The sequence below is a fragment of the Flavitalea antarctica genome (assembly GCF_054461535.1).
Genome location: NZ_JBTLQG010000021.1, coordinates 1 through 13170, shown reverse-complemented (window position 1 = coordinate 13170; position 13170 = coordinate 1). Strand labels below are relative to the sequence as shown.

Annotated in this window: 11 protein-coding genes; 7 read left to right on the top strand and 4 right to left on the bottom strand. The window is 45.2% G+C overall.

The window, feature by feature from the left end; genetic code table 11:
* Positions 1-29: 29 nt before the first annotated feature.
* The 7 genes from ACX0G7_RS17470 (at position 30) to ACX0G7_RS17440 (ending at position 8348) form a co-directional block, all read left to right on the top strand.
* On the top strand, positions 30-1232 hold the full coding sequence (locus ACX0G7_RS17470; protein ID WP_458924801.1) for an anhydro-N-acetylmuramic acid kinase: 1203 nt from the start codon (positions 30-32) through the stop codon (positions 1230-1232).
* Positions 1233-1282: 50 nt separating this feature from the next.
* Positions 1283-2731, top strand: coding sequence for an MFS transporter (locus ACX0G7_RS17465; protein ID WP_458924800.1), 1449 nt, complete (start codon positions 1283-1285; stop codon positions 2729-2731).
* Positions 2732-2940: 209 nt separating this feature from the next.
* Positions 2941-4539, top strand: coding sequence for a Na+/H+ antiporter (locus tag ACX0G7_RS17460; protein ID WP_458924799.1), 1599 nt, complete (start codon positions 2941-2943; stop codon positions 4537-4539).
* A gap of 74 nt (positions 4540-4613) precedes the next feature.
* Entirely contained in the window at positions 4614-5192 is a 579-nt protein-coding gene (locus ACX0G7_RS17455) for a Crp/Fnr family transcriptional regulator (RefSeq protein ID WP_458924798.1), read from the top strand.
* A gap of 99 nt (positions 5193-5291) precedes the next feature.
* A complete protein-coding gene (locus tag ACX0G7_RS17450; protein WP_458924797.1) occupies positions 5292-6224 on the top strand; it encodes a ring-cleaving dioxygenase in 933 nt (310 codons plus the stop codon).
* A gap of 161 nt (positions 6225-6385) precedes the next feature.
* The gene (locus ACX0G7_RS17445) at positions 6386-7339 is read left to right on the top strand and encodes a VOC family protein (protein ID WP_458924796.1); all 954 of its coding nucleotides are present in this window, start codon (positions 6386-6388) and stop codon (positions 7337-7339) included.
* 361 nt (positions 7340-7700) lie between these two features.
* A complete protein-coding gene (locus ACX0G7_RS17440; protein WP_458924795.1) occupies positions 7701-8348 on the top strand; it encodes an alpha/beta hydrolase in 648 nt (215 codons plus the stop codon).
* Positions 8349-8465: 117 nt separating this feature from the next.
* Here ACX0G7_RS17440 and ACX0G7_RS17435 read toward each other — a convergent pair whose 3' ends face one another.
* From ACX0G7_RS17435 to ACX0G7_RS17420, 4 genes are all read right to left on the bottom strand, one after another.
* On the bottom strand, positions 8466-10520 hold the full coding sequence (locus ACX0G7_RS17435; protein ID WP_458924794.1) for an alginate lyase family protein: 2055 nt from the start codon (positions 10518-10520) through the stop codon (positions 8466-8468).
* Between the two features lie 163 nt (positions 10521-10683).
* A complete protein-coding gene (locus tag ACX0G7_RS17430; protein ID WP_458924793.1) occupies positions 10684-11676 on the bottom strand; it encodes a DUF4466 family protein in 993 nt (330 codons plus the stop codon).
* A gap of 28 nt (positions 11677-11704) precedes the next feature.
* Complete coding sequence (locus ACX0G7_RS17425; protein ID WP_458924792.1) at positions 11705-12121, bottom strand: hypothetical protein; 417 nt, start codon at positions 12119-12121, stop codon at positions 11705-11707.
* Between the two features lie 26 nt (positions 12122-12147).
* Positions 12148-13170, bottom strand: a 1023-nt coding sequence (locus tag ACX0G7_RS17420) for a RagB/SusD family nutrient uptake outer membrane protein (RefSeq protein WP_458924791.1), incomplete at its 5' end; no start/stop codon positions are given.

Genomic DNA, 13170 nt, shown 5'->3' with positions numbered 1-13170 from the left:
AACTATTTTGAATAATTTTATCTTAGCGCATGAACGAGAATATCAAAAGATTATATAAAATAGCCAATAAGCAGAAACGAATTGTAATTGGCCTGATGTCCGGTACATCTGTGGATGGACTTGACGTAGCGCTTTGTGAATTTTCTGGTACCGGGATGGATACAGCAATAAACCTGCTTCGGTTTGCTACCGTTCCGTATGATGAAGAATATAAAAAGGAGATCAGTTCGGTGTTCTCAAGACGTGATGCGGATCTCGAAAAACTTACCTTATTAAACGGATGGATCGCGAAGCAACATGCTGCCATTATCCTCTCCTGCCTGAGTGAATGGAACCTCGGGCCGACGGATGTGGATCTTATTGCCAGCCATGGGCAAACCATATTTCATGCACCGAAGTCGCTTCACCGGCATCAGAAATTCGGTAATGCCACACTTCAGCTGGGCGATGGTGATCACATGGCTGTTGACACGGGGATAATAACCATCAGCGACTTCCGTCAAAAACACATTGCAGCCGGTGGTGAAGGAGCTCCGCTCGCGGCTTATGGGGATTATCTCATTTTTTCTTCCCCGGGTGAGAACCGGATCATGCTTAATATAGGCGGCATTGCCAACTTTACCTTCCTTCCCGGCGATCTTGATGCTGACCGGGTGTTCTGTTCTGATACAGGCCCTGGGAATACACTAATGGACGCACTCACGAGAACTTCTTTTCCGGGAAAATATTTCGATGAGAACGCAGCTATTGCTGCCCGGGGCAAAGTACAAGGCGGCCTGCTTTGGCAATTGAAACAGAACACTTTTTTTGACCAGCCTTTTCCCAAGACCACGGGACCCGAATTGTTTAATATCTCATATCTGCGGGATGCACAGGAGCGTGCAGGTACCCCAAACCTCTCAACCGAAGATCTGATGGCCACCCTGAACCGGTTTTCTGCCGAAACTATTGCCGAGGCAGTGAAATCAGTCACGGGTACGGGTGAAAAGTTCCGTTTTTTTGTAAGTGGTGGTGGCATGCATAATCCGCTGCTGATCAAAAATCTCGCAGAACTTCTTCCCGGCTCTGATTTTAAAAGTACAGCTGAACTAAGCATTAATCCCGATGCAAAGGAAGCCGTTTTGTTTGCGGTCCTTGCCAACGAAATGATTTGCGGCGGATCCGTAAGTTTCGGAAAGGGAAGAAACGGTATCCCGAATGTATCGATGGGTAAAATAAGTTTTCCGGGATGACGGATGGCATGTGATTTTAGGTTCATCTCCCCAATCATAAAACAACAAATTTGTCTGAACCGGTGAAACTTCCCGTTAAAAAGCCCGCGGGGAAATGGGCAATACTGTTTACTGTGGCTTTCGGCACTTTCATGGCAACCCTCGACAGCAGTATCGTCAATATTGCGTTGCCTACCATCCGGAGGTCACTGGCAGCTGGTGATAATGTGGAGTGGATCGTTTTAAGTTACCTGATCGTGACGACGAGTACGCTGCTTATTATGGGTCGCTTATCTGATATGTATGGCAGGAAACGAATATACATTCTCGGCTTCTCCGTGTTTGTTATCGGCTCACTGTTATGTGCCCTGTCGTGGGATATATGGTCATTAGTTTGTTTCCGCGTTGTCCAGGGGCTTGGTGCTTCCATGATGTTTGCCATCGGACCTGCTATTGTAGGTGATGCCTTTCAGCCAAATGAAAGAGGCAAAGCGCTTGGCCTTATGGGCACCGTTGTGGCTGCAGGTAGTAGTACGGGCCCGGTTGCAGGTGGACTGCTGCTGGAACATTTTGGATGGACAAGCATTTTTTATGTGAATATACCTATAGGGCTGATAGCGATATGGCGCGCATACCGGTTGTTACCTGGAACTTCGGTTACTCACAGGCAAAAGTTTGATCTGAAAGGAGCGGCCTTGTTTTTTTCCGGAGTAACCGCACTGCTTATCGGTGTTGATCTTGGTGCAGAAAATATTTATCCCTGGAACAGTATGATCGTGATCATCCTGATCACGACGGGAATTATCATGCTTACCAGTTTTATCTTCTGGGAGAAAGTGGCCACTGCCCCAATGTTAAAACTCAGCCTTTTCAGCATTAAGCCTCTCCGCATATCATTGATGACCGCCGGGTTGGGTTTTATCGCCAATGGTGCCAACATTTTTGTGATACCCTTTTACCTGCAAATGATCCTGGACCTGAGCCCCCAGGATGCCGGGCTGGTCATGCTGGCGGGCCCATTAACCTTAAGTATCGCAGCGCCTGTCGGTGGCTACCTGTCAGACAAAATCAGCACAAGGTGGATAGCAAGCCTGGGCCTGCTGATCACTGCAACAGGATATTTGTTTCTTTCCGGCCTGCAGGCAGACTGGACCTCTGCAGATGTAGTATGGCGACTGTCTATGCTTAGCCTTGGCTTTGGCTTGTTTCAGTCGCCCAACAGCAGCTCCGCCTTAAATGCAGCGCCTGCATCAGAACGGGGAGTTGCCAGTAGCCTGGTCGCATTTATGCGTAACCTTGGACTGGTTTTCGGAATAGCCCTGGGAGCAGCAGTATGGTATACCTCCAGGAATTCATATGCTATCAGCACTGACACTGATCCTCTATCAAAGATCGCACAGGTTGAAGGTATGCAGATGGCATACCGCGTGGTTTCGTGCCTTGTGTTCCTGGCAGGGGCAATCTCTCTTTTACGCGGTGAAAACAAAACCGTCCAAAGACCAGCATTGTCAGGAGGATAACTAATCTACTCTGAACGCAGGCACTGAATCAACTGCAGTCCGCCCGGTTCCGTGTTGATTTACCCGGGCAAATGCAATTAATCTTATTGGCTATATTTGAAATCAACCAAAGGAAACTTCTTTACGATGATTGTAAATTTATGCTTCTGAATTCACGGTATGTGCAGGCGATTGGCAGCTGGATAATCATTTAACAGTAAACCTGAACGATGACTGATAACATAGTGTTTTTCCTGGTAATCGCCGTCCTCATCATCGCAATGGTAATGATTGCCGAGAAACTGAAAATCGCTTATCCTATCCTGCTGGTTGTTGCGGGTTTGATTATTAGCATAATACCAGGCATGCCGGTCATAAATATTGATCCTGATCTGATTTTTTTTATCTTCCTCCCACCGTTATTATTCGAAGCAGCCTGGTACACTTCATGGAAAGATCTTTGGAAATGGAGACGGGTGATCAGCACATTTGCCTTCCTGGTGGTAATTTTTACTTCTTTTGTAATTGCAGTGGTGTCCAGCAACCTGATACCGGGCTTTACAATGGCCCTGGGCTTTTTGTTAGGTGGCATCATCTCTCCGCCTGATGCCGTTTCCGCTACTTCTGTACTTAAATATGTTAAGATCCCAAAAACGATAGCTGCGATCATTGAAGGTGAGAGCCTGCTTAATGATGCGTCAAGTTTAATTATTTTTCGTTTTGCTTTAGTGGCGGTAAACACCGGCCAGTTTATACTGGGTAAGGCAGTGGTAGACTTTCCTGTCGTAATAGTCATGGGTATTGTTATCGGTTTAATAATCGGGATGATCTATTATGTAGCACACCGGTGGCTGCCTACTACTCCAAATATTGATACAGTGCTTACGCTTACTGCGCCGTACGTAATGTACATCGTGGCGGAACACTTTAAATTTTCAGGTGTGCTGGCAGTGGTATCCGGGGGATTATTTCTTTCTTCGCGCAAACATCTTTTTCTCAGTCATCGAAGCCGGTTGTCCGGGGCCAATGTGTGGTCAACACTGGGTTTTATTTTTAATGGACTTGTATTTATCATTATAGGCCTTGAACTTCCCGTCATTAAAGAAGGTTTGGGTAATACGAGTATTGAGACAGCGATTTATTATAGCCTGGTCATAACGGGAGTATTGATAATTACGCGGATTGCCTGCGCCATGGGAACATCTTTGTTTACAATTTTTGCAAGCCGCTATATAAAAACACAAATAAGAAATCCCGGCTGGAAAGGTCCTCTTGTGTTAGGCTGGGCGGGTATGCGGGGCGTAGTTTCGCTGGCAGCTGCACTTTCCATACCAATATTCGATAGTTCGGGTGCGGCATTTCCTCAAAGGCACCTGATATTATTCATCACCTTTGTGGTTATACTGCTGACGCTGGTAGTTCAGGGTTTAACATTACCCCTGCTTGTGAGATGGTTAAAATTAACCGATCCCGCAAAGCCTGAACTAACGGAACACCAACAGGAGGAACTTGTCCGGAAAAAAATCGCAACAAAGAGTATCGAATACCTGCGTCAGACCTATGGTGAACAAATACTCGGAACGCCAGGCGTGCAGATATTGATTCAGAAACTGGAACACGATGCACAGCCACACGACGAGCCCGAGCTGGTGGAAAAGGAAGCCTTTGCTGATGTTTATCTTGATCTCCTGGCGAAGCAACGTTTGTGGCTGGCAGATTTTAACAGTCATCCTGAAATTGAGGAAGAGCTTATACGCAAACAACAAAGTCTGCTTGACCTGGAAGAAGAGAAAGTGACTGTCAGATATAAGTATGCAAATCTTCACTGAAGTTGGCATGCCAATTCGTTCAGCTGCTTCGTTTCTTGTAACATCATTAATGCAAACCAGCCCTATCTTTAAATATGTTTGAAAAGATCAATGCACATGTTTCACTTTGCGCCTCCTTCTCCAATGCGGACCTGGAGGTATTCAATACATTGCTGCAGCCAAAATCATATCCAAAGAAAACAATGCTTTTGCAGGAAGGGGAGATCTGCAATTTTGAGGCTTATATAAACAAAGGCTGTATCCGGAGTTACTATTTGGATGAAAACGGTTATGAATTGACCATGCAATTTGCCGTCGAAGACTGGTGGGTTAGCGACATCAGCAGCTTCCATGATCATCAACCATCCAATATGTTTATTGAGACACTTGAGGATTGCGAGATCCTGGTATTGAACCCGGGAACAAAAGAACTGCTTCTTCAACAAGTACCTGCTTTCGAAAGATTTTTCCGCATCCTGATCCAGCGACACTTATCTGTTCTGCAAAACAGGTTGTTTCGCACAATAGCCTGGCCGGCGCAGGATCGATACCTCGACTTTCTAAAGCATTATCCTGACATCCCCCAGAGGGTGGCCCAACATTATATAGCTTCTTACCTCGGCATCTCCCCGGAGTTCCTTAGTAAGATCCGGACCAAAATGGCGAAGAAATAACATCTACAGCAACTCCCCGGATAACTACCATATTTCTTAATCCAGTTCAATGGCCGGCACTGGGGGTAATGTGATATTTGTGGAGTAAAAAATACAAATATGAACAACAGGATAAAAGGCTTACATCACATCACAGCCATTGCAGGGAATGCAAAACGGAATTTTGATTTTTACACAGAAGTCATGGGTTTGAGGCTGGTCAAGAAAACGGTCAACTTTGATGATCCGGGCACCTATCATTTTTATTACGGAAACGAAAAGGGTACCCCCGGAACGATCCTGACCTTCTTTCCCTGGGAGGGTATACGCCAGGGACGTGCAGGCACAGGCATGGCAACAGATATAGGTTATTCTGTTCCCGTCGGCAGCCTGGAGTTCTGGCAGGAAAGGTTTAAAAAATATAAAGTAAAAACAGACCCAATTGAGGAAAGTTTCGGCGAGCAGTTTTTACCTTTCCGGGATCCGGACGGCTTAAAACTGAGACTGGTGGTTCCAAAAAACACTGACAGCCGCCAACCATGGGAGTCAGGTGATGTAAAAGCCAATGTTGCTACTAAAGGTTTTCACAATATCGTTCTCACACTTCAACGTGTTGAACCTACAGCTGAAATCTTAACAGGTATCCTTGGTTATACATTGTTCTCGCAGGAAGGAAACCGGTACCGTTACATAACAGATGCCGTTGAAAATGCATCTATTGTTGATTTGTATGCTTCTCCTTCCGAACCCGCAGGTATAAATGCAGGAGGAACAAATCACCACATCGCCTTTCGGGTTGAGAATGATGAAATCCTGATGCAGTATCGTGAAAAGGTGCTTTCAAAAGGGCTCGGAATAACGCCAAAGATCGACCGGGATTATTTCTTTTCACTCTATTTCAGGGAGCCGGGCGGAGTGTTGTTTGAAATAGCGACTGACAATCCGGGATTCACCATTGATGAGCCGCTTGACAAATTGGGAACAGGTCTGCGCCTGCCAAAACAATACGAAGGAGCAAGAGAAAAAATTGAAAGCATGCTGCCTGTGCTGTAAATAGTAATCAGTTCATTCAGCTGTAATCGGCATTCAGTTCATTCGGCTATAAATAGCATTCAGTTCATTCAGCTATAAATAGCATTCAGTTCAATCAGCTATAAATAGTATTCAGTTCATTCAGCTATAAATAGTATTCAGTTCATTCATAAATTATTTCCATGGAAAAGCTGGTAACCGGTATTCATCATGTAACGGCAGTTGCATCTGACGCAGCGAAAAATATTGATTTTTATGCTGGCATACTTGGATTGCGGATGATAAAGAAAACCGTCAATTTCGATGCCCGCCAGGTATATCACTTTTACTATGGTGATGCCCAGGGATCACCCGGCACTATCTTAACATTTTTTCCTTACCAGGGATTGGTCCCGGGCAGGCATGGAAAAGGGATGTTGAATACGACCACCTTTTCGGTGAACATACATTCACTGGGTTTCTGGGAAGAGAGATTTAAACGTTTCAACATACCGTATAAGCAACCGGTAGAGCGCTTCCGGTCAGAAGTTGTGATCTACCTGGAAGATGGTGACGGACTTGGACTGGAACTCGTATTTAATGACCGCGATACAAGGTTGGGTTATACAAACGGCATTATCCCGGTTGAACATAGCCTCAAAGGTTTTTATAATGTTGAGATCTGGCAGGATGGCTACGAAAGAACAGGTGCTGTGCTTACTGAACAACTGGATCATAAGTTCCTTACCCAGGAAGGCAATAGGTTTCGTTTTGCGGCCACGGACCATCCGGGAAATTATGTTGATGTGGTCTGCGTGCCTGAAGCCTTAAAAGGTCTCAAAGGCAGTGGGACAATAGACCACGTGGCGTTCTGCACGCCTGACCTGGGCACCCAGGCTTTGTTACGGGAGCGTCTTGTTAATCTTAATGTTGATGTAACCCCTGTGCGGGACCGAAACTATTTTTCTTCTATTTATTTTCGTGAACCGGGCGGAGTGCTTTTTGAGATCGCCACAGCGGGCCCGGGCTTTCTCGTTGATGAATCGGACCAGGAACTGGGAAAGAATCTGAAACTTCCGGCTCAGTTTGAAGAAGAACGCACGGCCATAGAAGCTGTACTTCCATCTGTAAACTTCGATGCGAACTTATTCAGATAAGGATAAGTCGGGTTAGCAGGTCAATAAATCAGGCGATCGGTCCAGACAATAATCATGTGCATGGGGCATTAACAATGGGCATGAGACAATAATGATGTGCAATAGACAATAAAGATGTGCATGAGACAATAAAGATGTGCATGAGATACTAATAATGTGCCTGAAACAATGACTCAGTGCATGGCACAATAACTCAGTGCATGTTACAATAACACAGTGCATGAGACAATAACACAGTACATAAGGCAATAACATAGTACATAAGGCAATAGCACAGTGCATGAGACACTAATAATGTGCCTGCAACAATAACAAATGTATAGCTGCCACATTTAAACATTAATACTTTTAAATTGAAACAATGCATAAGAAAACGATAATAACAGGAGGTAAGCAATTGTCAGAGGCAAAAAAAGCCCTGATCATGATCCATGGCCGCGGCGCTGACGCAACTGATATACTCGGTCTGTCTAAATATCTTGCAGTATCAGATTTTGCACTTCTCGCCCCCGAAGCAACAAACAATACCTGGTACCCGCAGTCATTCCTGGCTCCAAAATCACTGAATGAGCCATGGCTCAGTTCAGCACTTAATCTGATAAACGAAACCGTAAATGATATCGTAACTGCCGGTATACCAAAATCATCTATCTATTTTCTTGGTTTTTCGCAGGGCGCTTGTCTTACCCTGGAATATGTAACCCGCAATGCAACCAGGTATGGCGGAATTGTTGCATATACCGGCGGATTAATCGGCGACAAAATTGATCGTGCTGCTTACTCAGGAAATTTCGAAAACACACCGGTCTTTATTGGTACCAGCAATCCTGATCCACATGTACCGGTGGAGCGTGTTTACGCAACCGCCAATATCCTCACGGAAATGAGCGCATCCTTAACCACTAAAGTCTATGAAAACATGGGGCATACCATAAATAACGATGAAATTTTGCAGGCAAATAACCTGGTATTCACGTCTTTGGTAACTACGGTCACTAAAAATAAATAACAATCACTTTCTCAGTTCACCAATCACCATATATCCGTCGCATTTGTCAACTAAAAATTCATCTAACTCATCACTTACTCATAACCCATAACTCATAACTCAAAACTTCTTCCCCCCTTATTCCATTACGATGATACGTGAGCTCTTTATCTGGGCTTCACCTTCTTTATTCTGTATAAAGACGTTTGCGGTGTTTTTCAACTCTTTTGTTGAGTAAGCTTCAAGGCCGTAGCGGCCATTGTATTGAATTCGGTTATTGTTAACTGTTATACCCACGGAGCCTTGTGATAAAAACTCAACCATCACACCACTGCTGTCATTTCCTTCCACCAGGTTGCCGGAAACGGTAATATCACTGCTCTCGGCAATCTGGATGCCATAGTATGCATTACGGGCAATTTCATTGTTGTTGATCTGAACATTTTTGCAATGAGCAACAGAGATCCCACTCCCGAAAGGCGAAGTACCAAGCCGGCTGTTGTTTACTTTTACGTTATCACAGTGGGTTAGTAATATGTTGTGCTGGAGCCGGGGACCCGGAACAACACTCCCACCGTTTTCTGACAGATCGCTGGTCTGTATGGTTACGTTGCTTGCTCCACTTATGAACAGGCCGTTGTATGTGCAGTTGAGCAAGCTTACATTAATGACGTTGATGTTTTTCATCTGGCCCTCCTTCAACGCACGCAGAATGATTCCGCCCCTATTGTAATTCCCGCGATAGGATCTTGTGCTGTTCGGGTCACTGTGCACTTCCGTGCGGTTCGATCCCTCAATTTTCAGGTCGCGGATCGTAACATCATGCATATCATTTTCCGCGTTGACCATAGCATCACGCATTCCCTCGGCTGCGGGATCAAGAAAGAGTACCGTTTCTATGCCTTCCCCCGCCAGGGTTATCCCGGAAGGCAGTTTCAATGTTGCCGGTATTTTGTGAATGCCAGCCTTGAGCAGCACCCACTTCCCTGTACCTGCCGACTGGTTAAGCGCAGCCTGAACAGGTTCACCGGGTTGAACTATTATTGCATCCGGTTTAACGGTTCCGGGTTTATAAACCTGTGCGCCGGCTATATAGCCAATACCCACCGGCTTCAATGCGGGCTGTACCCTGGCCTGGCTACCATAGTCACTTCTTACAGCGGTGAGAGTGCTTCTCGAGCTGCGCGAACGTACCGAATCAGCAGCCATTTTGGTATATGGCATTTCGATTCCCCTGGCAGTATAATGACGATAAACATATTCATAATCATCCCGAAGGGCCTTCGCTCTTTCGGAAATCGGTCCATATGAATGAGGCTTTTCACCCATCAGGAATTTGGCTGTGTACTCGAACCCCAGTGCCAGGCGGTTGTCACCGGCAGACAAAAGATCTTTTCCCTGGGTAAATGCAATCTGGGCCGCACCGGCAAACTCGCCCAGGCCGAGTTGAACATGCGCCTGGTCGCGGGTACTTTCCTGGCACTGACCACTTGGATAAACATACTTAAAAACGCTTCCGTTAACTGGACCATAGAGGTAATGTTCCACCGCATTATTAAACATCTTCCGGTTGTCCGTAAATACCGCAATAGCAAGAATCGAGTGGATGATCGCACCATCCCAGTTGCCGTTTGCCTGCGGATAATAAAAACGGAAAAGAGGATAGTAAGCTGTCAGCAACATGTTTGTGAAAGTATCAATATCCTTTTGTTGCCAGCCGGCATCTGTGTAACGAAGTATTTCAGCGGCATTGCAAAGTTGATGACCCGTCCATGCTGCCAGGAGTTTGGCATCATTGTAATCAAAGTCCCATAATACCGGTGACCAGGCATTCAGGATCCCGATTGCTTTCTGAGCATATTTTTTATCACTGGTAATATACCACATCAACGCATAATTATAGGCCATCGATGCGCTTCGGGCGAGATCATCGCCACCAATATTTGGCTTCCCATAAGGGCCACGTAAAACATGGGTATGCGGGGTGACAATAAAGACAGTATCTGATGCTGCTTTCAACCGGTTGAATGCGGACCTGTAAGGCTCCTCCCCTGCCTGCACTTTCTTTTTCATCAAAGCAAGATCACTCGCATTCTGATCTATGCCCGGATGAATAAAAGCCTGTGCAAAACCTTGCTCTGTGTATAGGTTACCAAGGAATAACAATAGGCAAAAAGCAATCGCTTTGTTCATATACAAGTGATAATCGTTGAGAAATCATAAAGCGGTAAACAGTCCCTTTGGAATCCTGTTTACCGCTCCACGAATGATAAGACATTCATACTGCGCCCGGAAAGATAATAATTATCGGGCGCAAACTATGCCGTGAAAGTTTTTCGAATAAACCATGGCTTCACTAAAGCGTATATCGTTTAATACTGATCACTGCCGAGCCTGCTGCATTCACTGAATTGAGGTAAACATAAGCCCGGTATTTTCCGTCTGCTGTTTCAACCCATACGCCTGCTTCAGCCCGCAGATTTATTGCATAGTTAGGCGAAGTAGAAAGATCAATTTCCTGGAAATCCCGATCATCAATATATATTCCAAACTGTGTATTTGGTGCGAGATTATAATCCTGGAGATTGAACACCTTTAACATTTTTGTGCTCCTGTTTACACCAGCTGGTAGTGTAACTCCGGGTAAATAAACAGGATCCGCTGCCGGTGAAACCAATGCATGGTTGAAGGGACTTGTTGTAATGTTCCGGAACAGATAAACGATGTCGATCTTTGATGCATTGGCTGCAGCATTCGCACTGTTATAAACCGCCATGTTCTCAATCGAAATGTAAGCAACATTATTATTACTTACTGTAAGATTCCTCACCATGTCCATTCTCGAAATGGTGTATGGCCCCAGGTTGAAAGTTTTTGTTTCACCGGTAGTGGCTGTAGCTGTGAATTTGAAGGAAACTGTCTGCCCCCGGGCTGCTTCGGGTATCACATAGAAATATCTGAGCGTTGCAGCCGCGGTGTCTTTGGCATAAGTCACGCTTGTGACATTGCCATTGGTGACAGATGCTGACCCGATATTTACCGGCCTGTCTGTTCCGGTATTATCCGTGTAATAAGAATTGTTCTCAAGATATGTGCCGGTAGCTCCGGCTATGGTAGCTTCCACCTGTGCACTGGCAAGCTTTCCCTGTTGAGGCAAAATTGCCATAGCAAAAGCAAACTCAAGCTGCTGACCAACCATGTTGGGACCGAGCGATCTTTTTAAAGCGTCGACTTGCAAACCGCTTTGAGCAGTAGGTAAAGCATAATCCTCCTTTTTGCAACCAGAGAGAATTAGCGCAAATACCATCACAAGAGATGTATATTTAAATGATATGGTTCTACGTAGCATCACGTTGTTTTTTTAAATGGTGAATTGTCTATCTCGGTTGAACAGTTATATAAACCGTGTATGGTTTGCGAATCTCCCGGTTACCACTTACCACAGTCCACACTTTTGGACTGGCAAGGTCAGAGAAATCAACTTTGCCGGTAATCTTCGGATCAAGTTTTGCATCAGTAACCAATGAAAATTGGGGATAAAGATTCTTCAGATCTGTTCCGTTAAAGACCTCGACACGTATGGTCTGGGCTAAAGTGTCAATCACGGCAGCTTTTGTTCTCACCGTTACGAAATCAGTACCCAGCAACTCAAAATTGCTTACATAACATTCCGTACGAGTGGTGATAAGAAGGCCATCTTCATCTACCGGGTAGTCTTTTTTACATGCTGACCAAACTGTTATTGCCAGTATACCGGCAAACAATAAGCTTATATTTTTTAATTTGAATTTCATGTTCTTTATTTTTTCAGGTATTCAGATTATCTCCAGGGAATGTTTTGAGTCAGGTTTGGATTGCGGTTTCTCTCGCTCTCCGGAATCCGGAAGATATAATTTTGCTCATACACCCTGTCTATCGTGTTCTGGTAGTAGCGCTGCTGATTTGCACCCCAGGTATCAATTCTCCAGACACCAGCACTTCCCGGAGGCCCCCATACTCTTTCAATTGCTCTCCACCTCCTCAGGTCAAATCCACGATGTCCTTCACCAACCAGCTCAATAATTCTTTCCTGCTCAATAGCATCAAAAAACGCTTGTTTGCTCGCAATTTTCGAAGCACCCAATGGTGGCAGATTTCCACGGCGACGAACGCGGTTAACCAATGCAATAGCATCTGCCTGGGGACCTGATACTTCGTTGGTAGCTTCAGCATACATCAGGAAAACATCTGCGAGCCTGACAACAGGCCAGGCGAAATCACCATCACTACGCCCTTGTCCTGCATAATTCCTTACAAATTTCCTGAACACATATCCTGAATTCGAACCATCGGTATTGTAGGTGATATAATTTACCCCGTTGATTGTTACATTCGCCGCCCATGTTCTGTAAATAAATGGTACAAAACCGGTAGACTGCAAAGCTGCAAGGCCAATGCTCATTTCATAATCCCATTGGATAGTTGCTTTCATGCGGTAATCCCTGTCAAGATAACTGTTCGGATTAACTGCTGAATTCAGCGTAGTTCTTGCAGCTGCATTTGTTGTTGGATTCATTGGAATCAGCGAGTCGGCAAAGTCGCCGGTGCTTATCCTCTGGTACCTATCTGCCAGTTCATATCGTGGAGACACCCAGCACTGGGAACCTTCATGTGAACGACCAGAAAAATCACGCATCAGTTCTTCTCCCTGGTTAGTATTGGTTCCCCCATGGTTAAATACAACAATCATTTCAGGATTGCCGTTTGCTTTTGGAGTAAAGAGGTGATAGTAGTTTGGTAAAACGTCAGCTTTTCCAAGAGCGTCAATTTGCCCCGGATCGCCGTTCATATATAAGGTAAGACC